General features: G+C 73.3%; 18 protein-coding genes. 12 read left to right on the forward strand and 6 right to left on the reverse strand.

Features of this window, described 5'->3' with window-relative positions; genetic code table 11:
• Window positions 1-61 precede the first annotated feature (61 nt).
• Window positions 62-1,423: a glycosyltransferase family 4 protein gene (locus QMF98_RS04260; RefSeq protein ID WP_337974828.1), complete on the forward strand. Its 1,362-nt coding sequence runs from the start codon at window positions 62-64 to the stop codon at window positions 1,421-1,423.
• Here the strand turns inward: QMF98_RS04260 and QMF98_RS04265 are convergent.
• The 5 genes from QMF98_RS04265 to lhgO all read right to left on the reverse strand — a co-directional run bounded on the left by QMF98_RS04265 (window position 1,386) and on the right by lhgO (window position 6,984).
• Window positions 1,386-2,411, reverse strand: a complete 1,026-nt coding sequence (locus QMF98_RS04265; protein WP_337974829.1) for a hypothetical protein — start codon at window positions 2,409-2,411, stop codon at window positions 1,386-1,388. The genes QMF98_RS04260 and QMF98_RS04265 overlap by 38 nt on opposite strands.
• Before the next feature lie 149 nt (window positions 2,412-2,560).
• A complete protein-coding gene (locus QMF98_RS04270; RefSeq protein ID WP_337974830.1) occupies window positions 2,561-3,586 on the reverse strand; it encodes a TolB-like translocation protein in 1,026 nt (341 codons plus the stop codon).
• Entirely contained in the window at window positions 3,583-4,857 is a 1,275-nt protein-coding gene (locus QMF98_RS04275; RefSeq protein ID WP_337974831.1) for an MFS transporter, read from the reverse strand. Before QMF98_RS04275 ends, QMF98_RS04270 begins: the two co-directional genes overlap by 4 nt.
• Before the next feature lie 103 nt (window positions 4,858-4,960).
• A complete protein-coding gene (locus QMF98_RS04280) occupies window positions 4,961-5,662 on the reverse strand; it encodes a hypothetical protein (RefSeq protein WP_337974832.1) in 702 nt (233 codons plus the stop codon).
• A gap of 125 nt (window positions 5,663-5,787) precedes the next feature.
• On the reverse strand, window positions 5,788-6,984 hold the full coding sequence (lhgO, locus tag QMF98_RS04285) for an L-2-hydroxyglutarate oxidase (RefSeq protein ID WP_337974833.1): 1,197 nt from the start codon (window positions 6,982-6,984) through the stop codon (window positions 5,788-5,790).
• Between the two features lie 222 nt (window positions 6,985-7,206).
• On the opposite strand from lhgO, the gene QMF98_RS04290 reads away from it, so the two are divergent.
• Genes QMF98_RS04290 through QMF98_RS04300 form a run of 3 tightly spaced genes read left to right on the forward strand, consistent with a single transcriptional unit; the run spans window position 7,207 to window position 9,637 of the window.
• On the forward strand, window positions 7,207-8,082 hold the full coding sequence (locus tag QMF98_RS04290; protein ID WP_337974834.1) for a glycosyltransferase family 2 protein: 876 nt from the start codon (window positions 7,207-7,209) through the stop codon (window positions 8,080-8,082).
• Window positions 8,079-8,681: an acyltransferase gene (locus QMF98_RS04295; RefSeq protein WP_337974835.1), complete on the forward strand. Its 603-nt coding sequence runs from the start codon at window positions 8,079-8,081 to the stop codon at window positions 8,679-8,681. The genes QMF98_RS04290 and QMF98_RS04295 overlap by 4 nt, the downstream gene beginning before the upstream one ends.
• Entirely contained in the window at window positions 8,678-9,637 is a 960-nt protein-coding gene (locus tag QMF98_RS04300; protein ID WP_337974836.1) for a glycosyltransferase family 2 protein, read from the forward strand. The genes QMF98_RS04295 and QMF98_RS04300 overlap by 4 nt, the downstream gene beginning before the upstream one ends.
• On the opposite strand, the gene QMF98_RS04305 is transcribed toward QMF98_RS04300, so the two are convergent.
• Window positions 9,570-10,286 (reverse strand): FadR/GntR family transcriptional regulator, encoded by a 717-nt coding sequence (locus QMF98_RS04305; protein ID WP_291763372.1) that lies wholly within the window; start codon window positions 10,284-10,286, stop codon window positions 9,570-9,572. The genes QMF98_RS04300 and QMF98_RS04305 overlap by 68 nt on opposite strands.
• Window positions 10,287-10,492: 206 nt before the next feature.
• Between QMF98_RS04305 and QMF98_RS04310 the strand changes: the two genes are divergently transcribed.
• From QMF98_RS04310 to eno, 8 genes are all read left to right on the forward strand, one after another.
• Window positions 10,493-11,086 carry a gluconokinase gene (locus QMF98_RS04310; protein WP_490715642.1) on the forward strand — a complete coding sequence of 198 codons (594 nt, stop codon included), beginning with the start codon at window positions 10,493-10,495 and terminating at the stop codon, window positions 11,084-11,086.
• Window positions 11,086-12,456 carry a GntT/GntP/DsdX family permease gene (locus QMF98_RS04315; RefSeq protein WP_337974837.1) on the forward strand — a complete coding sequence of 457 codons (1,371 nt, stop codon included), beginning with the start codon at window positions 11,086-11,088 and terminating at the stop codon, window positions 12,454-12,456. The genes QMF98_RS04310 and QMF98_RS04315 overlap by 1 nt, the downstream gene beginning before the upstream one ends.
• Window positions 12,457-12,756: 300 nt before the next feature.
• On the forward strand, window positions 12,757-16,410 hold the full coding sequence (gene mfd / locus QMF98_RS04320; protein ID WP_337974838.1) for a transcription-repair coupling factor: 3,654 nt from the start codon (window positions 12,757-12,759) through the stop codon (window positions 16,408-16,410).
• A 103-nt stretch (window positions 16,411-16,513) separates the two neighbouring features.
• The gene (locus QMF98_RS04325; RefSeq protein ID WP_337974839.1) at window positions 16,514-17,140 is read left to right on the forward strand and encodes a SurA N-terminal domain-containing protein; all 627 of its coding nucleotides are present in this window, start codon (window positions 16,514-16,516) and stop codon (window positions 17,138-17,140) included.
• 27 nt (window positions 17,141-17,167) lie between these two features.
• Window positions 17,168-17,887, forward strand: coding sequence for a nucleoside triphosphate pyrophosphohydrolase (locus tag QMF98_RS04330; protein WP_337974840.1), 720 nt, complete (start codon window positions 17,168-17,170; stop codon window positions 17,885-17,887).
• 112 nt (window positions 17,888-17,999) lie between these two features.
• Window positions 18,000-19,559 (forward strand): Re/Si-specific NAD(P)(+) transhydrogenase subunit alpha, encoded by a 1,560-nt coding sequence (locus QMF98_RS04335; protein WP_337974841.1) that lies wholly within the window; start codon window positions 18,000-18,002, stop codon window positions 19,557-19,559.
• A gap of 5 nt (window positions 19,560-19,564) precedes the next feature.
• Window positions 19,565-20,947 carry a Re/Si-specific NAD(P)(+) transhydrogenase subunit beta gene (gene pntB / locus QMF98_RS04340; protein WP_337974842.1) on the forward strand — a complete coding sequence of 461 codons (1,383 nt, stop codon included), beginning with the start codon at window positions 19,565-19,567 and terminating at the stop codon, window positions 20,945-20,947.
• Window positions 20,948-21,036: 89 nt separating this feature from the next.
• Entirely contained in the window at window positions 21,037-22,317 is a 1,281-nt protein-coding gene (gene eno / locus QMF98_RS04345; protein ID WP_337974843.1) for a phosphopyruvate hydratase, read from the forward strand.
• The last annotated feature ends 190 nt before the right edge of the window (window positions 22,318-22,507 follow it).

Consider the following 22,507-nt stretch of genomic DNA (forward strand, 5'->3'; position numbering starts at 1 on the left):
GGCGATACCGTGCCGAGAGCGACCGCACACGGTCCACCGTCGACCCGGAGGTGCCGCCGTCATGGCCGTCCCGCGCACGAAGGTCCTGATCATCGTGCAGAACCTGCCCGTCCCGCTGGACCGGCGGGTCTGGCTCGAGTGCCGGGCGCTGACCCGGGCGGGGTACCAGGTCTCGGTGATCTGCCCGCGCGGTCCCGGCGACCCGGCGCGGCAGACGATCGACGGTGTCGCGATCTACAAGTACCGTCCCGCGCCCGAGGCGAAGGGTCTGCTCGGCTTCGTCGTCGAGTTCGTCTACTCGTGGCTGCGGACCGCGGCGCTCTCCCTGACCGTCCGTCGGGAGCGCGGCTTCGACGTGATCCAGGCGTGCAACCCGCCGGACACCTACTGGCTGCTCGCCCGGCTCTGGCGGCCGCGCGGCGTGCGGTTCCTGTTCGACCACCACGACCTGAATCCGGAGCTGTTCGTGTCCCGCTTCGGCGAACCGGCCGGTGCGAAGGCTCGCACCGAGCTGATCGGGCTGCGCTGGCTCGAGCGGCGCACCTTCCGGGCGGCCGACCGCGTGGTGTCCACCAACGAGTCCTACCGGCACGTCGCGCTCACCCGTGGCGGCGTGCCGAGGGACCGCACGACGGTGGTGCGCTCCGGTCCGGACACCCGCGTGATGCGACCCGTGGAGGGCACCGACCACCTCGCGCGCGGCGGCCACCTGCTCGTCTACCTCGGCATCATGGGCCCGCAGGACGACGTCGACCTGGTGCTCCGGGTGATGGACGAGCTGGTGCACCGGCGCGGCCGCACCGACGTGCGGGCGGCGCTCCTCGGGTTCGGCGACTGCCTGGCGGACCTGCGGGCGCTCAGCCACCAGCTGGGGCTGGACGACGTCGTCGAGTTCACCGGCCGCGTCGGTCCGGACAAGATCGCCGCCTACCTGTCGGCCGCCAGCGTGGGCCTCTGTCCCGACCGCAACACGCCGCTGAACAACCGGTCGACGATGAACAAGACCATGGAGTACATGGCGTTCGCCGTCCCGCCGGTCAGCTTCGACCTGGTGGAGACGCGGGTGTCGGCGCAGGACACGGCCCTGTACGTGCCGTCCGGCGACGTGTCGGCGTTCGCCGATGCCGTCGAGCGGCTGCTGGACGACCCCGACCTGCGCGTCGACCTCTCGCTGCGCGCCCGCGAGCGGGTGGTCGCGGAGCTCGACTGGTCGCCGCAGGCGACCGCGTACGTGCACACCTTCGACTCCCTGACCGGGCACCGGTCCGGTCCGGGGCCGTTCGTCGACCCGTCGCCGGAGGTCCCGGCCGGCGCCGTCGACCTCGACCGCCTCGAGGAGTTCGTCCGGGCGCGCGGCGGTGCAGCGGCCGGGCCGGACGACCAGGTCAGCGCACCACTGCCGGCGACCACGCCCCGGGGATGAACACCCTCGGCTTCGCACCCGGCGTCGAGATGTCGAGCGACCAGACGTCGGTGGTGCCGGGCTCGTCCGCCCGCGCCATGCCGTACAGGATCGTCGTGTCGTCGAGCCACTCGATCTGGTCGTCGCAGCCGGCCGTCACGTCGTAGAGCGTCTCGGTCCCGTTGGCCAGCGTCAGCACGGCGTACGCCCACACCTTCTGGCCGGCGTCGGTGCGCACCACCTTCTTGTAGGCGAGGTGCGCGCGGTCCGGGGAGATCGACGGGCACTCGCCGCCGCTGCGGAACGCGGTCAACGTCCGTGCCGACACGCTGCCCTTCAGCAGCCAGGTGGCGTTGGCGGACTGCGAGGCGCCCGTCGCGTAGAAGGTGTCGTCGTCGACGAAGGACACGCCCCAGAAGTTGCGGTCGGACGCCGTGTAGGGCTTCCCGTCCACGGTGAGGGCGTAGTCCTCGAGGCTGCCGAGGTCCGTGCCGTCGGCCTTGTGGATCGTGGTCTCGGTGGAGAAGCCGACCTGGGCGTACGAGTGGCCCGTGACGAACGCGGTGGTCGCGACCAGGCTGCCGTCGGGGGAGATCCGCGACCGGCTCGGGATGCCGGGCAGCGGCCAGGTCGCGGTGGTGCGCCACGACGAGTCGAGGACGTCGGTCTCGTAGCGTGTGGCGACACCCCGGACGATGCGCAGGCACGACGTGGTGGAACCGACGGTGTAGAGCCGGTCGCACGCGGCGTCCGCGAAGGCGCGCGGTCCGGCGGGGGCCGCCAGCGGGACCACCGCCACCTGCCCGTACTGGGGGCCGGGAAGCGTGGAGCGGAAGACGACGTGCGGCGTGGCCAAGGCCGAGGCGAGGTCCGTGCTCGCCACCGAGGGCGCGGAGGCCACCTGGTGACGCTGGCTGCCGGCCGCCCGGACGACGTACCAGCCGACGCCCGCGGTGACCACCAGCACCACGGCCACGAGAGCCACGAGCCGCGGCGTCGGTCGTCTCACGGGCGGTCACTCCTCGGTCCTCGGCGGCTGCCACGGGCGCCGCGGTCGCGGGAGCGGTGTCCCAGCGGCGCCGGCTGACGCCCAGTGTGGGGTACCGGCGCCTGGGCGCCCAGCGCCGCAGCGGTGTCTGCCGGGTGATCCGACGGCCGTCAGCGGACCACCGCCGGGGACCACGCCCCCGGGATGAAGAGGGTCGGCCGGGCCGCCAGCGTGCCGACGTCGAGGGACCACACGTCGGTGGTGCCGGGCTCGTCAGCCCGGGCCAGCCCGTACAGGATCGTGGTGCCGTCGAGCCACTGGGCCTGGTCGTCCGTCCCCGCGGTGGCGTCGTACACCGTCTCCGTGCCCGTGCCGAGCGTCAGGACGGCGAACGCCCACACCTTCTGGCCGGCATCGGTGCGGAGCAGCTTCTTGTACGCCACCCGTGTGCCGTCGGGGGAGACGGAGGGGTACTCGCCACCGGCTCGGACGGAGGTGAGCGTCCGTGCAGACACGTCTCCCCGCACCAGCCAGGTGGCGTTCGCGGACTGCGAGGCGGCGGTGACGTAGAACGTCTCGTCGTCGACGAACGACACGCCCCAGAAGTTGCGGTCCGTCGCGGTGTAGGGCTTGCCGTCGACGGTGAGCGCCCACTCCTCGAGGTTGCCCAGGTCGGTGCCGTCGGCCCGATGGATCCGCGTCTCGGTCGACGAACCCGCCTTGGAGCAGGCCTGCTCCGTGATGAAGGCGGTGGTCGCCACCAGGCCGCCGTCCGGCGAGATGCGGGAACGGCTGGGGACCCCGGGCAGCGGCCACGTGACGGTGGGCCGCCACGAGGCGTCGAGCACGGCGGTCTCGTAGCGGGTGACCACGTCGCGCACCACACGCAGGCACACCGTGGTGGTGCCGACGGTGTCGAGCTGGTCGCACGCCGCGTCGGTGAACGCCCGGGGCCCGGCCGGGTCGGTCAGCGGCACCACCGCCACCTCTCCGTAGTGGGTCCCCGGCAGCGTCGACCGGAACACGACGTGCGGCACCGTGGTGGCGGAGCCGAGGTCGGTGCTGGCGACCGACGGGGCGGAGGACACCAGGGCCCGGTGGCTCGCGGCGGCCCGGAGGACGTACCACCCCACGCCCACCGTCACGACGAGCACCACCGCGACCAGCGCGACCAGCCGCGGTGCGGGCCGGCTCATGCGGCGACCTGCGTCCGCAGGCGCGCGTCGAGCGGCCGGAGCGTGCGCCAGGCGACGGGGACGGCCACCGCGAGCAGGCCGGCGACCAGGAGCATCGCGGGGCTGCGGCCCAGGGTGAACCAGGCGAGTCCGAACAGCCACGAGGCGCACATCCGGGAACCGGCCACCACGCCCTGCGCCGTGCCGATCGCGGACCCGCGCACAGCGGGACCGGCCAGCCGGCCCGCCAGTGCCGACAGCACCCCGTCCGTGCCGGCGTAGAACAGGCCGAGCAGGGCCAGCGTCGCGACCGTCGACGCCGTGCCGCCGCCGACGACGGCCGCGCACAGGTACGCGCCCAGCAGGGCGACGTGCGAGGCGACGAACACCCTCGCCCGTCCGATGCGGTCGGCGAGGCGACCCATCGGCGTGGCGAGGCACATGTACGCCGCATTGGTGCCGACGTAGAGCAGCGGGAACCACTGGGAGGCGAAACCGTCCCGCGTCTGCAGCGAGAGGTAGACGAACCCGTCGCCCACCGTGAGCAGCGCGAGCAGACCTGCCACGCCCATCAGCCGTCGGACCCCTGGTTCGGTGAGGAACCGCCAGCTGAACGACTGCTTGCCGCCGGGTGCGAGCGCCGTCAGGTCGCACGTGCAGCCCTTGCACTTGGGCAACCCGCGCTCCTCACGTGCGCGGTGCCGCTCGAGCCAGGCGGCGCGACGCGGGCGCAGGTCCGGCACCATGAGTCCCAGGACCGCCAGACCGAGGACGGCGCAGCCGAACGAGATCACGAACACCGTCCGGTACCCGTTGGGGATCGCCCAGAGCACGACGAAGGCAGCCAGGGGACCGAGTGCGGCCCCGACGGTGTCGAAGGTGCGGTGCACGCCGAAGGACCGGCCCAGCGTGCGCGGGTCCGACGAGGCGGCGATCATCGCGTCCCGCGGTGCCGTCCGCATGCCCTTGCCCACCCGGTCCACCGCCACGAGCGCGGTGATCGCGAGGAACCCGGACGCCAGCAGCAGGCCCGCCCTGGTCAGCGCCGAGACGCCGTAGCCGAGGAACGCGACCCATTTCGGGTGGTCGCCGCGGTCGGACGCCCAGCCACCCACCACGCGCACCAGGGCGGTGGCACCCTGCATGAGGCCGTCGACGAACCCGTAGGTCAGCGTGGACATGCCGAGCGCGCTGGTGATGAACAGCGGCAGCACCGCGGAGACGGCCTCCGACGAGATGTCCGTCAGCAGGCTGACGAAGCCGAGCGCGACGACGACCGACGAGACCCGCACGGGTCGTGACGAGGCGCGGGGTGAGCCGGTCCGCCTGACGGCTGTGGCGGAGGAGGCACCGGCCGCGGCCACCGTCTCGGCGGACGAGGTGCTCCGCACGGCGTCAGCCGGCCGTGGTCAGGCTGCCGGCGACGGCGATCTCGGTCCCACCGCCGAGACGTGCCTTGACGGTCACGACGATGCCGTCCGTCCCGTGCTGGTACAGGTGCGCCGACGTCCCGGGCAGGGCGGGGCTGCTGGCAGGGGTGAAGCCGCTCGCGCCGAACGCCTCGTCGTACGCGCCGAGCACCTGGGCCGGGGTCGCCGCGCTCGACGCCTGCATGCCGACCTGCACCCGGGCGCCCTCGCTGGAGACGGAGCTCGAGACGACGGTCACGCCCTTCGGGACCGGGACCACCTTCACGGGGAAGCCCGCGACGACGGCACCGTTGCGCTCGGCGGTCGCCGGTGCGGCCCCGGTGAGCAGAGGCTCGGCCGCGGGGGCGGTCGGCGCCGCCTGCAGGCCGGGCAGCGTGACGACCGGCGGTGCCGCCGGCCCGGGAGCCTGCTCCCGACCCGGTGCGGCCGACGACGCCGGCGAGCTGCCGTGCGCCCCGGACGACGAGCCGGACGTGCCGTCCCCGGTGCCGCCGGACGACCCTTGCGTGCCCGTGGTCGCGCCGTCGGCTGCTGCGTGGGCGGCACCAGCCGTGCTCGTGTCCGTCGCCTGGTGCGCGGCGGTGCATCCCGTCAGCCCGAGCAACGCCCCGACCAGCGCTCCCCACGCCAGGGTGCGAGCTGCCGACGGTCTCGCTGGACGACCCATGATCACGCGCCTCCGACACCACCGGCGACATACCTGCCCCAAAAGGACATTCGGGACAGGTCAACCCTAGGACGGCGGCGTGGGGCCGGAGGGCGGTCCCCCGGGTTTCACCCGGGTGCGAAGCGTCAGAGCGCCAGCTCGGCGGCGATGTGCCGGGCGATCTCGAGCGCCGCCGTCGCAGCGGGTGACGGTGCGTTCAGCACATGCACCTGGCGCGCGGTGCGCTGGATGACGAAGTCGTCCGCCAGGGTGCCGTCGCGCTCGACGGCCTGGGCGCGGACGCCGGCGGGAGCCGGGAGCAGGTCGTCCTCCCGGATGCCCGGGACGATGCGCGCGAGGCTCGCGGCGAACGCCTTCTTCGACAGGGAGCGCAGCACCTCGCGGGCGCCCGGGACGACGTTGTGCGCCGCCATCCGCCACGTCCCCGGCCAGGACAAGGCGTCCACGAGGTCGCCCGGCACCACGTCCCGCCAGGTGTAGCCCTCCCGGGCGAGGGCGAGCACCGCGTTGGGTCCCGCATGCACGCCGCCGTCCACACCGCGCGTCAGGTGGACGCCGAGGAAGGGGAAGCGGGGGTCCGGAACCGGGTAGATCAGGCCCTGGACCAGCGCGGCCGCCCGCGGCGCGAGGGCGAAGTACTCGCCGCGGAACGGCACGATCCGTGCCGAGGGGTCCACCTCGCACGCCCGTGCCACGCGGTCCGCCTGCAGGCCGGCGCAGGACACCAGCCCGTCCGCCTGCAGGTCCAGGCGGCCCGACCCGTCACCGTGAGCCGCACGCACCCGCACCCCGGCCGTGTCCTCCTGCGCCGCGACCAGCCCGGCGCCGAGGAGCACCTCGCCGCCCGCGGCGCGCACCTCGTCGGCGAGAGCGCGGCAGACCCCGACGTAGTCGACGATCCCCGTCGGCTCGACCCGCAGCGCCTCGACGCACGCGACGTGCGGCTCGAGCTCACGCGCCTGCGACGCGGTGACCAGCCGCGCGGCGACGCCGTTCGCAGCCCCTCGTTCCGCGAGCCTGTGCAGGCCGTCGACCTCGTCGTCCGTCGACGCGACCACGAGCTTGCCCGTCACGCGGACGTCCACCCGGTGCCGGGTGGCGAAGTCCACCATGCTGCGGGACCCGGCGACCGCCATCGTCGCCTTGAGGCTGCCCGGGGCGTAGTAGAGCCCGGAGTGGATGACGCCGGAGTTGCGGCCCGTCTGGTGGGTGGCGACCCGCCGCTCCTTGTCCAGCACGGTCACCCGGTGACCGTCCGCAGCCAGCCGTGCCGCGGTCGCCAGCCCGACGATCCCCGCGCCGACCACGACCACGTGTGCCATCTCGTCCATCTCCTCGGTGCACCGTGCCGATGCCGGTGTCGACGGCAGGATTCCACGGCCGGGGACCGGCGGCGGGGGCGCCGGCAGAGATCACCCGGCGGTGCCGTGCCGCCGCACGGGTGATGTGCCGGGTGATTACCGTCGCCCGTCCTGAATCGGGGCAGAAGGTGCAATAGCCTCGACTGGCCGTCGGGTGGTGGCGTGCGGTGATGGGGGTGCGCGATGGAGGGCTTGGGGGCTGACATCGGCGCCGTGGCGACCGTGCTGGTACCGGCGCACGACGAGGCCGCGGTGATCGGCCGGTGCCTCCGGGTGCTGCTCGAGGACGTGCCGCCCGGCCGGCTCAAGGTGCTGGTGGTGAGCAACGGCTCGTCCGACGGGACGGTCGCCGTGGCCCGGCGTGCCGCCGCGGAGCTCGGCCACGCCGTCGAGGCCCTCGAGCTGGCGCAGGCCGGGAAGATCGGCGCGCTCCGCGCGGGTCTCGCGGCCGTCGAGGTGTGGCCGGTGATCGTCCTGGACGCCGACTGCGAGCTGCCCGCGGCGACCGCCCAAGCGCTGGCCGATGCGCTGGCCACGGACGTCCCCACCGTCGCCTCGGCGCGCTTGACGGTGGCCGCGGGGGCCTCGTCGGGACTGGTCCGGCGGTTCTACCGGGTGTGGACGTCGCTGCCGTACGTGCGCGAGGGGATGGTCGGCTCCGGCGTCTTCGCCCTGAACGAGCCGGGCTGGCGACGCCTCGGCGACCTGCCCGACGTGACCAACGACGACGGGTGGGTGCGTCGGTCGTTCGCCCCGCACGAGCGCGTGCTGGTGCCGGAGCCGTTCGTCGCCCACGCGGCCCGGACCACCCGTGCACTGGTGTCGCGGCGGGCCCGCATCGTGAACGGCAACCGGGAGCTCGCGGTGCGGCTCGGCGCGGAGGACGGCCCGACCAACGCCGGCGGCCTGCGCGGTTCGGTGCGGAGCGGTCAGGTCGGCCTGGTCGATGCCGCGGCGTTCCTGCTCGTCACGGGCGCCAGCAGGTGCGTCGCGGCCGTGCGGCGGGCGCGCGGCGACCGGCGCTGGGGCACGGACCTCACCTCTCGGGTCGCCGCATGAGCGCCGGGACGCGCGGCCCTGTCCCTGGGCACGGTCGCCGTGAGGGGTTGCTCGGGGCGCTGCGACGGGTCGCCGACCCCGGGCTGCTGGTGCACCTGGCCAAGGTCGCGCGGTTCTACTCCTACGCGCACGTGCAGCCGCGGCGCCGGATCACGGCCGGCCCGGGGCTGCGGATGTCGCCCGTCGCGAGCCTGCGCAACGGCGAGCGCATCGTCCTCGGGAGCGACGTGCACGTGGGCGAGCGGTGCTTCCTGTGGGCCGGGGACTCGACCGGGCGGATCGTGCTGGGCGACAAGGTGCTGCTCGCGCCCGAGGTGTTCATCACGGCCAGCAACTACGGCCTGGCCCACGGGACGCCCGTGATGGACCAGCCGAAGCGCGAGGCCGACGTGGTGATCGGCTCCGACGTGTGGCTCGGCGCACGGGTGGTGGTGCTGCCCGGCGTGGCGATCGGCGACGGTGCCGTCGTCGGCGCCGCCTCGGTGGTGTCGCGCTCGTTGCCCGCCCACTGCATCGCGGTGGGCAGCCCGGCACGGGTGGTCGGCTGGCGGGACGGCTACGTGCCGACCGGCGACCCCGGGTCGGCGGTGGCACCGTGACCGCCGTGCCCGAGGTGTCGGTGGTCGTCGTGTCGCACGACGGTGCCGAGTGGCTCGACCGCTGCCTGCAGGCTCTGACCGGCGACGGCCGGCCGTCGGTCAGCGTCGAGACCGTGGTGGTCGACAGCGGCTCCGGTGCCGAGACGCTCGCCCTGCTGGAACGCTGGGCTGACCGGGTCGACGTGCTGGTCGCGGGGGAGAACGTCGGGTTCGCCCGTGGCTGCAACCTCGGGGTCGCACGGACGACCGGCCGGCGGGTGCTGCTGCTCAACCCCGACGCGGTCGTCCGTCCGGGGTGCGTCGACGCCCTGGTCCGGGCGCTCGACGAGCACCCGGAAGCGGGACTGGTGGGCGGCCGGACCGTCCGGCCGGACGGCTCGGTCGACCCGAGCTCGTGCTGGGGACGTCCGACGCTGTGGAGCTGGTTCTGCTTCGCCACCGGTCTCAGCTCGGCGCTGCGTGGCTCGCGGCTGTTCGACCCCGAGTCGCTGGGGCACTGGCAGCGGGACACCCCTCGTCGGGTCGACGTGGTCACCGGGTGCCTGCTCATCGCCGAGCGGACCACCTGGGACCTGCTGGGCGGCCTCGACGAGAGCTACTTCATGTACGGCGAGGACGCGGATCTGTCGCTGCGCGCCGCCGCCGCGGGGCTGCACCCCCGGATCACGCCCGACGCGGTGGCCCTGCACGCCGTCGGCGCGTCGTCCGGGGGCAACTCGTCGGCGACCAAGATGCGGCTGCTGTTCACCGGCAAGGCGACGCTCGCCCTGCGGCGGTGGTCACCGGTGCGCGCGCGGCTCGGCATCGGTCTGCTGCGGGCCGGGGTGGCGCTGCGGGCGCTCGGCGAGCGGGTCCGGCGGACGCCGTCACCGCGATGGGTCCCGCTGGTCAGCGACCCGAGCTGGACGAAGGGGTGGCCGGAGCAGCGGCCAGCGCTCGCCGCACCTCGGTGGTGATCAGGCTCATCGCGGTCTCGGCCGCCTCGGCGTCACCGGCCCGGACGGCAGCGGCGACCGCCTCGTGGGCCGCCAGTGCCTCCTCCTCGGGGTGCGGCGGCATCAGGCCGTGCTCGGTGCGGCCGCGGAGCACCTCGGCCACCACGTCGGTCAGCGCGGCGAACATCTCGTTGCCCGAGGCGCGCAGCAGGCGCGCGTGGAACTCGATGTCGAGCTCCATGAACTCCGCGAGCCGACCCTCCTCGCCGAGGCGGCGCATCCGCGCGGTGAGCGCCACCAGCTCGTCGCCCTCCTGACGGCCGGCCGCGGCCGCGGCGCACGCGGCCGCGTGCGGCTCGACGGCGAGCCGGAGCTCGGTCAGGGAGCGCAGCTGGTCGGCGCGCTGGGGGCCGTCCAGCCGCCACCGGATCAGTCGCGGGTCGAAGACGTCCCACTCCTCGCGCGGGCGGACCACCAGGCCGACGCGCCGGCGTGAGGTGATCAGCCGCATCGACTCGAGCATGCGCATCGCCTCGCGCGCGACCGTCCGGGAGACGCCGAACCGCACGCAGATGCCGTCCAGCGTCAGCGCGGAGCCGACCGGGGTGATGCCGTCGACGATCTCGCGGCCGAGCGCGTCGAGCAGGCCGTCGTGCAGCACCGCGCCCATCGCCCGTCGTCCTCCCCCCGGTCTGGCGAGGGTAGCGCCCTGCAAGGCGCGTGGGACGGGACCGGTGGCCGGCTGCGCGGAGCGCCTGCAGGATGTGACGGGCGTCACGTCATTAAGTATGACCTTTGGGTAGCCAAAGGTGTCACCTTTGGGGGACAGTGTTCGCCGTCGACGTCGACGGGTGACGACGAGGTCAGGAGCGGGCAGTGGAAGAGCGTCAGCACGTGGTCGTGATGGGCGTGGCAGGGTCCGGCAAGACGACGGTCGCGCACCTCCTCGGCGAGCGGCTCGGCTGGGTGGTCGCCGAGGCGGACGAGTTCCACCCCGCGTCCAACGTCGCCAAGATGGCCGCCGGCCACCCCCTGACGGACGAGGACCGCTGGCCGTGGCTGGCGGCGATCGCCGCGTGGATCGGTGAGCAGGACGCGGCGGGCCGCTCGTCCGTCGTCACGTGCTCGGCCCTCAAGCGCGCCTATCGCGACGTGCTCGCCGCCGCGCCGGGACGGGTCCGGTTCCTGCACCTCGCGGGCTCGCCGGAGCTGATCGGCGACCGGATGACGCACCGGACGGGCCACTTCATGCCGACCACGTTGCTGCCCTCGCAGTTCGCCACGCTCGAGCCGCTCGAGCCCGACGAGGACGGCGTGACCGTCCCGGTGTCCGTCTCGCCGAACTCCGTCGTCGACGCCGCGCTCGTCGCGCTCGGCCTGCACCCGTCCGGCGAGCACCCGTCCGGGGAGCAGCCCTCCGGCACACCCTCCGAATCCACCGCAGCACCAGAACAGACAAAGGAGTCTTGATGTCGTCCCTGCTCCTCGCGGCGCCGACCACAACGGCCGGCACCCCGCAGCTCATCGTGGCAGCCGTCATCGGCATCGCCGCGATCATCCTGCTCATCGTGTGGCTGAAGCTGCACCCGTTCCTGTCGCTGACGGTGGGCGCCGGCCTGATGGCCGTCATCGCCGGCGTCCCGTACCTCAAGGCCTTCAACAGCTTCAGCACCGGGCTCGGCTCGACGGTGGCGAGCGTCGGCGTGCTGATCGCGCTGGGTGCCGCCATCGGCACGCTGCTGGTGCGCTCGGGCGGTGCCGACGAGATCGTCGACACGGTCCTGGCCAAGACGCCGCTGCAGCGGCTGCCGTGGGCGCTGGCGCTGGTCGCCTTCATCATCGGCATCCCGCTGTTCTTCGAGGTCGGCGTGGTGCTGCTGATCCCCGTCGTGATGGTGGCCGCCCGCCGGGCCAAGGTGCCGCTGATCCTGCTCGGCATCCCCGCGCTGGCCGGCCTGTCCGCGCTGCACGGCCTGATCCCGCCGCACCCCGGGCCGCTGATCGCCATCGCGGCGCTCAAGGCGAACCTCGGCCTGACCCTGGGCCTCGGCCTGCTCGTCGCCCTGCCCACCGTCGCCATCTCCGGTCCGCTGCTGGCCCGCTACATGGCCCGCTGGGTCCCCATCGAGGCGCCGGCGCTGCTCGGCGAGGCCAGCCACGACCCCAACCAGCGCCGGCCGCGCTTCGGCGTCGCGCTCCTCGTCGTGCTGCTGCCCGTGGTCCTCATGCTGCTCGCGACGCTGGCCGAGACGATGGGCTTCGCCAAGTCGGGCATCGGGCAGGCGCTGACGTTCGTCGGCACCCCGCTGATCGCGCTGCTCATCACGACGCTGCTCGCGCTCGTGCTGCTCGGCACGGCCCTCGGCACCGGCCGCGACAAGGTGTCCGCGATCGTCGGCTCCTCGTTCGGGCCGATCGCCGGGATCCTGCTCATCGTGGGTGCCGGTGGCGGCTTCAAGCAGACGCTGGTGGACACCGGGGTCGGCAACGTGATCGCGTCCGGCCTGGCGAAGTCGGCCCTGTCCCCGCTGCTGGCGGCGTGGCTGGTCGCGGTGCTGATCCGCATCGCCACCGGCTCGGCCACCGTGGCGACCATCACGGCGTCCGGCATCGTCGCGCCGCTGGCGTCCGGTCTGCCGGCGACGCACGTCGCCCTGATGGTGCTGGCCGTCGGCGCGGGCTCGGTGTTCCTGTCCCACGTGAACGACGCCGGGTTCTGGCTGGTCAAGGAGTACTTCGGGATGACCGTGGGGCAGACCTTCAAGACGTGGGCGCTGATGGAGTGCGTCCTGTCGGTGGTCGCGCTCGCGTTCATCATGCTGCTGAGCCTGGTGGTCTAGCGCGGCGACCTCTGCCCGGCAGCCCCGGGCGCAGGCAGGAGTGTTACGTGGTGCCCCGGACCAGGTCTCGGTCCGGGGCACCACGCCGTCCGGGCCCCATGTCGTCCCCACGTCGTGCGGACCCCGGGGCGTCGGGGTCGCGATGCCGCCGCGCGCCGGGGGCATGTCGGTGATGCTTCGTAGACTTGTCCCATCCCCGGGTCCGGCAACGGATCCGGCCTGTCGTGCTGCCCGCGTCCGGGTGGCGCGGTGCCGATCGCCCGGCCTGCGAACCGGGTGCCGTCCCGCTGCGGAGGACCGATGGACCTGACCGGACTGCTGCCTGCGCTGCTCGCCGACCCGGCAGCCGCCGAGGCCGTGCAGCAGGTGCGTGCCCGCGGCGAGCTGGACGTGGTCAGCCCGGCCGGCGTGCGGCCGCCCCTGCTCGCGGCGATGGCCGGGGCTCGTCCGACGGGTTCGCCGGTGGTGGCGGCGGGCCGGCCCCTCGTCGTCGTCACCGCCACCGGCAGGGACGCCGACGAGCTGGCCGGCGCGCTGCGCTGCTACCTGCCGGACGACGACGTGGCGGTGCTGCCGGCCTGGGAGACGCTGCCGCACGAGCGGCTGTCGCCCCGCAGCGACACGGTGGCCCGCCGCCTGGCGGTGTTCCGGCGGCTGGCGCACCCTGGCGAGCCGGGGCCGGCCGGACCGGTGCGGGTGCTGGTGGTGCCGGTGCGGGCGCTGCTGCAGCCGGTGGTGGACGGGCTCGGCGAGCTGGTCCCCGTGCAGCTCGCCGTGGGGGACCGGGTGGACCTCGACCAGCTGGCGCAGGGGCTGGTCGACGCGGCGTACACCCGGGTGGACATGGTGGAGCGCCGCGGCGAGTTCGCGGTGCGTGGCGGCATCGTCGACGTGTTCCCGCCCACCGAGGACCACCCGCTGCGCCTCGAGCTGTGGGGTGACCAGGTCGAGGAGATCCGCTGGTTCTCCGTCGCCGACCAGCGCAGCCTCGAGGTGGCGGACCGCGGCCTGTGGGCGCCGCCGTGCCGGGAGATCCTGCTGACGGACGCGGTCCGCGAGCGGGCCGCCGCGCTCGTCGAGCAGCTGCCGGGCGCGGTCGACATGCTCGACCGCCTGGCGCAGGGCATCGCCGTGGAGGGCATGGAGTCGCTCGCGCCCGTGCTGGTCGACCGGATGGTGCCGGTGCTGGACCTGGTGCCCGACGACGCCCTGCTGGTGGTCGCGGACCCCGAGCGGGTGCGGCGCCGGGCGCACGACCTCGTGGCGACCACGCAGGAGTTCCTCGCGGCGGCCTGGACCGGCGCGGCGGCCGGTGGCGCGACCCCGCTGGACCTCTCGGCGGCGTCGTTCCACTCGTTCGCCGAGGTGCGCGGGCTCTCGGCGGTGCGCGGGCTGGGCTGGTGGACCCTGTCGTCGTTCTCGCTCGAGGTGGCGGCCGTTCCGGCGGGTGCGGACGGCGAGCACGACGACGCGGCCGACGACGGCCCGGCGGTCTCGTCGGACGCGACCACCCTGCTCGTCGCCGCCCGGGACGTGGAGCACTACCGCGGGGACGTCGCCCGCGCGATCACCGACCTGCACGCCCACCAGCAGGACGGTTGGCGGATGGTGCTGACCACCGAGGGGCACGGTTCGGCCCAGCGGATGGTGGAGCAGCTGCGCTCGGCGGACGTCCCTGCCCGGCTGGTGTCCGGCGTGCCCGACGAGCTGGACCCCGGCGTGGTGCTCGTCGTGCCCGCGCCCGCGGGCCCCGGGTTCGCGTCCGAGCAGCTGCGCCTGGCGCTCTTCAGCGAGTCCGACCTCACCGGCCGTGCCGGGACGTCCACCCGCGACATGCGCCGCATGCCCAGCCGCCGGCGCAACGTGGTCGACCCGCTGCAGCTGCGCCCCGGCGACTTCGTCGTGCACGAGCAGCACGGTGTCGGCCGGTTCGTCGAGCTGGTGCAGCGGACCGTCGGCACCGGTCCGACGGCCGCGACCCGCGAGTACCTGGTCATCGAGTACGCGTCCGCCAAGCGCGGGCAGCCGGGCGACCGGCTCTACGTGCCGACCGACCAGCTGGACCAGGTGACCCGCTACGTCGGTGGCGAGTCACCGACCCTCAACCGGATGGGCGGCGCGGACTGGGCCAAGACCAAGGGCCGGGCCAAGAAGGCCATCAAGGAGATCGCCGCCGAGCTGATCCGGCTCTACTCCGCCCGCATGGCGACGCCCGGCTACGCCTTCGGGCCGGACACCCCGTGGCAGCGCGAGCTCGAGGACGCGTTCGCCTACGTCGAGACGCCGGACCAGCTCGCCACCATCGACGAGGTCAAGGCGGACATGGAGAAGTCGGTCCCGATGGACCGGCTGATCTGCGGCGACGTCGGCTACGGCAAGACGGAGATCGCCATCCGTGCGGCCTTCAAGGCCGTGCAGGACGGCAAGCAGGTCGCGGTGCTGGTGCCGACCACGCTGCTGGTCTCCCAGCACCTGGAGACGTTCTCCGAGCGGTACGCGCCGTTCCCGGTGACGGTGAAGGCGCTGTCGCGGTTCGAGACGGCGTCGGAGTCGAAGGAGGTGCTCGACGGGCTGGCCGACGGCAGCGTCGACGTGGTGATCGGCACGCACCGGCTGCTGTCCGGCGGGGTCCGGTTCAAGGACCTCGGGCTCGTGATCGTCGACGAGGAGCAGCGGTTCGGCGTCGAGCACAAGGAGACGCTGAAGGCGCTGCGCACCGACGTGGACGTGCTGTCGATGAGCGCCACGCCCATCCCGCGCACGCTCGAGATGGCGGTCACCGGGATCCGCGAGATGTCGACGTTGGCCACCCCGCCCGAGGAGCGGCACCCGGTGCTCACCTTCGTCGGCGCGTACGACGAGAAGCAGATCACCGCCGCGATCAGGCGCGAGCTGCTGCGCGAGGGCCAGGTGTTCTACATCCACAACAAGGTGGAGTCGATCGAGCGGGCCGCCCAGCGCCTGTCCGAGCTGGTGCCGGAGGCCCGGATCGCCGTGGCCCACGGCAAGATGCACGAGAAGCAGCTGGAGCAGGTGATCCTCGACTTCTGGGAGAAGAGGTTCGACGTGCTGGTCTGCACGACGATCGTCGAGACCGGCCTGGACATCTCCAACGCCAACACGCTGATCCTCGAGCGCGCGGACCGGCTGGGCCTGTCCCAGCTGCACCAGCTGCGCGGCCGCGTCGGCCGGGGTCGGGAGCGGGCCTACGCCTACTTCCTCTACCCGCCGGAGGCTCCCCTCACCGAGACGGCACACGACCGGCTCGCCACGATCGCCGCGAACACCGATCTCGGTGCCGGCATGGCGGTCGCGATGAAGGACCTGGAGATCCGCGGTGCGGGCAACCTGCTCGGTGGCGAGCAGTCGGGCCACATCGAGGGCGTCGGCTTCGACCTGTACGTGCGGATGGTGGGGGAGGCCGTCGCGGCGTTCCGCGGCGACCAGCCGGAGGAGCAGCCGGACGTCACGCTCGAGCTGCCGGTGGACGCGCACATCCCGCACGACTACATCGCGCACGAGCGGCTTCGGCTCGAGGCGTACCAGAAGATCGCCGCGGCCACGGACAAGGCGGGACTCGAGGCGGTCCGCGCGGAGCTGCTGGACCGGTACGGCCTGGTCCCCGCCGCGGTGGACAACCTGTTCGAGGTGGCGGCGTTCCGGCAGCACGCGCGTGCCGCCGGGCTGACGGACATCACGGCGCAGGGCCGGTACGTGCGGTTCGCGCCCGTCGAGCTCGCCGAGTCCGGCCAGCTGCGGGCCAAGCGGCTGTACCCCGGCACGGTGCTGAAGCCGGCGGTGCGCACCATCCTGGTGCCGTTCCCGACGACCGCCCGGGTGGGTGGCAAGCCGCTGCACGGTGCGGCGCTGCTCGAGTGGGCGCGGACCGTGGTCGACGCGGTGGTCCGCGGCGACGTGTCGGCGGCGGCGGGCGTCGGGACGGCCGCGCGCTGACGCCGGCGGCGGGGGCGACCGCGTGCCGACCGGGCGCACGGGACCGTCAGCAGGACCGCCTACGATGTCGCCCGGACCAGCGGTCGATGCTCGAGGAGGACCTGTGAGGCTGCAGCGCGACGCGAGGACGGGGCTGCGCCGGGCGGTCGGCACGGTGGGATCGCTGGTGCTGATGACCGGGGTCCTGGCGGGCTGCGCCGACGGCGCCCGGCCGGGGACGGCCGCCGTGGTGGACGGACGCACGATCCCGGCCTCCGAGGTGTCGGACGCGCTGAGCCAGCTCGGCCCGCTGTTCAACGGTGCGACGCCGCAGCTGGTGCTGCAGGTGCTGATCGACGAGCCGACGCTGACGCAGCTCGCCTCGGACAAGGGCGTCGGCATCAACGACGCCGAGGCGACCCAGTTCCTCGCCCAGTCGTTCCAGGGTGCGGGCGTAGCAGCGCCGACCCACTACTCGACAGGCGCGATGGCGATCGCGCGGTACCAGCTCGCCGCCAACAACGTGCAGGGCCTGTCCGACTCCGCGTCCGCGGTCGCGGACCTGCAGAAGCGCCTGGCGGCGCTCAAGGTGACCGTCAACCCGCGCTACGGCACGTTCGACCCGACGGCGGCCGGCGTCGCCGCGCCGACGGCCTCGCCGTGGATCGTCACGCAGGGTGCCCAAGCCACCCCCGCACCCGGCGACTCCGCGGCGCCGACCCCGCAGCCGTCGGCCAGCGCCACCCCGTGACCGACCGCACCTGCTGACCACCTCCTCGTGACCACCGCACCGGACGGCGAGCCGGCAGCCGCACGCGATGCGCTGCGCGAGCTCGTCGCGGTGATGGACCGCCTCCGCTCACCCGGCGGCTGCCCGTGGGACGCGGCGCAGACGCACACCTCGCTGCTGCCCTACCTGCTCGAGGAGTCGCACGAGCTGGCCGAGGCCGTCGAGGGGGACGATCGCGCCGGGCTGCGTGAGGAGCTCGGCGACGTGCTGCTGCAGGTGGTGTTCCACGCGCGGATCGCGACCGAGCACCCCGACGACCCCTTCGACGTCGACGACGTCGCGCGGGACCTGGTCGCCAAGCTGGTGCGCCGGCACCCGCACGTGTTCGCCGACGCCGAGGTCGCCTCGATGGGCGCGCTGCACACCCAGTGGGACCGCATCAAGCGGGCCGAGAAGCAGGACCGCGGCTCGGCGCTCGACGGCGTGCCCGCGTCCCTGCCGGCCCTCGCCCGGGCGCAGAAGATCGCCTCGCGGGCCGCCCGGGCAGGCCTGGACGCACCGGTGCCGGCGGACGACGAGCTCGGCGCGCAGCTGCTGGAGCTGGTGCGGCGGGCCCACGCCCAGGGCGTGGATGCCGAGGGTGCGCTGCGCCGTGCCGCGGCGGCGTGGGAGAGCGCGCTCCGCGACGTCGAGGCCACCGCGACGGCATCCGGCGAGGAGGCCGGCACCACACCCGACAACGCGCGCACTCCGGACGTGCCGAGCTGATGACGTGCCTCGTCACTGCGCTGACCTGGGCCTTTGGTCCAGTGCTGCGTCGTGGCGTGGTGAGGACCATGGGACGGCCTGTTGCTGCAGGCCACAGCCAGAGGAGTGATCGATGCTGATCGGGATCCCGACGGAGTCTCGACCCGGGGAACGGCTGGTGGCCGGCACGCCACGTACCGTCGCGGGCCTGGTGAAGCTGGGCTACGACGTGGTGGTGCAGGCCGGGGCGGGTGCGGCGGCGAGCATCCCGGACGAGGCGTACGTGGCGGCGGGCGCGAGCGTGGCCGACGCGGAGGCCGTCTGGGCGGCCGACGTGGTGACCGCCGTCAACACGCCCTCCGACGCCGAGCTGGCCGGGCTGCGGTCCGGGCAGGTGCTCGTGGCCAGCCTCGCCCCCGCGCTGCACCCCGAGCTGGTGCAGACCTTGTCCGCGCGGGGCGTCACGGCGCTGGCGCTGGACGCGGTCCCGCGGATCAGCCGGGCGCAGGCGCTCGACGTGCTGTCCACCATGTCCAACGTCGCGGGCTACCGGGCCGTGATCGAGGCGGCCGCCGAGTACGGCGGCATGTTCACCGGTCAGGTGACCGCCGCCGGCAAGACGGCACCGGCCACCGTGTTCATCATCGGCGGCGGCGTCGCCGGGCTCGCGGCCATCGGGGCCGCGGCGTCGCTCGGCGCCCAGGTGCGGGCGTTCGACGTGCGGCCCGAGGCCGGTGAGCAGATCGAGTCCCTCGGCGCGACCTTCGTCCAGGCGTCGGCCGCCGCCCAGCAGGAGCGGTCGGCCACCGGCTACGCCGCGGCGCTGACCGAGGACCAGGAGAAGGCGACCTTGGCGCTGTACGCCGCGGAGACGGCGCGGGCAGACATCGTCATCACGACCGCGCTCGTCCGGGGTCAGGCGCCGCGCACCATCACCGCGGAGATGGTCGCTGCGATGCGACCCGGATCGGTGATCGTCGACCTGGCCGCCTCCGGCGGCGGCAACTGCGAGCTGACGGTGCCGGGGGAGCGGGTGGTCACCGACAACGGCGTGGTCATCCTCGGCTACACGGACCTGACCAGCCGGATGCCGCAGCACACGTCGCAGCTGTTCGGCACCAACGTCGTCAACCTGATGGCCCTGCTGACCCCGGGCAAGGACGGGCAGCTGGTGCTCGACCTCGACGACCCGGTGCAGCGCGGCATGACGGTGACGCGGGACGGCGAGGTCCTCTGGCCACCACCGCCTGTGCAGGTCTCGGCGGCTCCCGCGGCGGCGCCGGCAGCGACCGACGAGCGCACCCCCGAGCAGCGCGCCGCCGAGGCGGCCGCCAAGAAGGCCGCCGCATCGCGACGCAGCCTCACGCTGATGGTCACGGCGGGTGCCGTGCTGGCGATCGCCCTGGCGTTCACCGACGTCGCGTTCCTCGCGACGTTCACGGTGTTCGTGCTGGCCGTGTTCGTGGGCTACTACGTCATCAGCAACGTCAGCCACTCGCTGCACACCCCGCTGATGTCCCAGACCAACGCGATCTCCGGGATCATCCTGGTCGGCTCGCTGCTGCAGATCGGCTCGGCGGACACCCTGGTCACGGTCCTGGCCGTGGTCTCGGCGGCCATCGCGAGCATCAACGTCTTCGGAGGCTTCCTGGTCACGTACCGGATGCTCGGCATGTTCCGGAAGGGTGCGTGACCGTCGTGAGTCTCACCACGGTGGCCCAGGCCGCCTACCTCGTGGCGGCCGTCCTGTTCATCCTGTCGCTGGCCGGCCTGTCCAAGCAGGAGACCGCCCGCCGCGGCAACGTCCTCGGCATGGTCGGCATGGGCGTCGCGCTCGTCGCCACCATCGTCCTGTCCCTCAAGGACTCGGTGCGGTCTCCGTGGGTGACGGCGCTGCTCATCGCGCTGGTGCTGGTGGTCGGTGCCGTGATCGGCACGTGGCGCGCCCGCACGGTCGAGATGACGCAGATGCCCGAGCTGATCGCGATGCTGCACAGCTTCGTCGGCGCCGCGGCCGTCATCATCGGCTACAACTCGTACCTCACCGAGAAGGCCGGTGGCGCGCACCTCGTCGAGGTGTTCCTCGGGGTGCTGATCGGTGCGGTGACGTTCACCGGCTCGATCATCGCGTTCCTCAAGCTGTCGGCGCGGATCAAGTCGAACCCGCTCACCCTGCCGGGCCGCAACCTGCTGAACCTCGGCGCGCTGGTGGTGTCGTTCGCGCTGATGGGCTGGTTCGTCGCGGCGCCGTCGATCTGGCCGCTGGCGATCATGACGGTCATCGCCCTGGCGCTGGGCCTGCACCTGGTCGCGGCGATCGGCGGCGGCGACATGCCGGTGGTCGTCTCGATGCTGAACTCGTACTCCGGGTGGGCCGCGGCCGCCGCCGGCTTCATGCTCGGCAACGACCTGCTGATCGTCACCGGCTCCCTCGTCGGGTCCTCCGGTGCGATCCTCTCCTACCTGATGTGCAAGGCGATGAACCGGTCGTTCATCTCGGTGATCCTCGGCGGGTTCGGTGCCGAGGGGGGCAAGGTCAGCGCCGCTGCGGTCGGCGGTGAGCACCGCGAGGTCAGCGCAGCCGAGGCCGCCGAGCTGCTGTCGTCGGCCCGCTCGGTCATCGTCACCCCCGGCTACGGCATGGCCGTCGCCAAGGCGCAGTACCCGGTGGCGGAGCTGGTGACCCGGCTGCGGGAGAAGGGCGTCACCGTCCGGTTCGGGGTGCACCCGGTCGCCGGCCGCCTGCCCGGGCACATGAACGTGCTGCTCGCCGAGGCGAAGGTGCCGTACGACATCGTCCTTGAGATGGACGAGATCAACGACGACTTCAAGGACACCGACGTCGTCCTGGTGATCGGCGCCAACGACACCGTGAACCCCGCCGCGCTGGAGGACCCGGGCTCGCCGATCGCCGGCATGCCGGTGCTGCACGTGTGGGAGGCGCACCAGGTGATCGTCTTCAAGAGGTCGATGGCCACCGGCTACGCCGGGGTCCCGAACCCCCTCTTCTACCGGGAGAACACCGCGATGCTTTTCGGCGACGCCAAGACCCAGGTCGAGGCCATCCTCGCTGCTCTCTGAGGGCCTTTCGGCCCAAGGTCCTGGCGCTGCCCGAGGCCTCCCGCACTAGGGTGGTTTCGCAAACCCACCATCTGTCCGAAGGAGCACCCATGGCCACCATCGAGGCCGTCGGCGCCCGCGAGATCCTCGACTCGCGCGGCAACCCCACCGTGGAGGTCGAGGTCGCCCTCGACGACGGCACCCTGGCTCGTGCGGGCGTCCCGTCGGGCGCCTCCACCGGCGCCTTCGAGGCCGTGGAGCGTCGTGACGACGACAAGGGCCGGTACCTCGGCAAGGGCGTGACCGGCGCGGTCCAGTCCGTGATCGACGAGATCGCCCCGGAGCTCATCGGCTACGAGGCGACCGAGCAGCGCCTGGTCGACCAGGCCCTGATCGACCTGGACGGCACGCCCAACAAGGGCAAGCTCGGCGCCAACGCCATCCTCGGCGTGTCCATCGCCGTCGCCAAGGCCGCGGCCGACTCGGCCGACCTGCCGCTGTTCCGCTACCTCGGTGGCCCGAACGCGCACGTGCTGCCCGTCCCGATGATGAACATCCTCAACGGTGGGTCGCACGCCGACTCCAACGTGGACATCCAGGAGTTCATGGTCGCGCCGTTCGGCCTGCCGACGTACAAGGAGGCGCTGCGTGCCGGCGCCGAGGTGTACCACTCCCTCAAGAGCGTGCTGAAGAGCAAGGGCCTGTCCACGGGCCTCGGCGACGAGGGCGGCTTCGCCCCCAACCTGCCGAGCAACCGTGACGCGCTCGACCTCATCGTCGTCGCGATCGAGAAGGCCGGCTACGTGCCGGGCAAGGACGTCGGCCTCGCGCTGGACGTCGCGGCCACCGAGTTCTTCTCGGAGGACAAGTACGCGTTCGAGGGCCAGAAGCTGCAGTCGGCCGCGATGATCGAGTACTACGAGAAGCTCGTCGCGGACTACCCGCTGGTCTCCATCGAGGACCCGCTGTCCGAGGACGACTGGGAGGGCTGGGGCGCCCTCATGGAGCGCATCGGCTCCCGCGTCCAGGTCGTCGGCGACGACCTGTTCGTCACCAACCCGGAGCGCCTGGCCAAGGGCATCAAGCTGCGTTCGGCCAACGCCCTCCTGGTGAAGCTGAACCAGATCGGCACCGTGACCGAGACGCTCGACGCGATCGAGCTGGCGCAGCGCAACGGCTTCCGCACGATGACCTCGCACCGCTCCGGCGAGACCGAGGACACCACCATCGCGGACCTGTCCGTCGCGTCGAACGCCGGCCAGATCAAGACCGGTGCGCCGGCCCGTGGCGAGCGCATCAACAAGTACAACCAGCTGCTCCGCATCGAGGAGGAGCTGGACGACGCCGGCACCTACGCCGGTGCGTCCGCCTTCCCGCGCTTCCAGCGCTGAGGCGTCCCGCAGCTCAGCACCATCCCGAGGGCCGGTGACCGTCAGGTCGCCGGCCCTCGGCGCGTCCGGGTTCGGACACGTGCGGACACCTGCACGAGCTCGGCGTCGACCACACGCTCCTGCTACGACGACGGTGTGGGCGCGGCCGCGTGGTCCGCCGTCCGCCGCGCCCGGACACGGCGGAGCGGCA

The sequence above is a fragment of the Cellulomonas sp. NTE-D12 genome (assembly GCF_027923705.1).
Classification (GTDB): domain Bacteria; phylum Actinomycetota; class Actinomycetes; order Actinomycetales; family Cellulomonadaceae; genus Cellulomonas.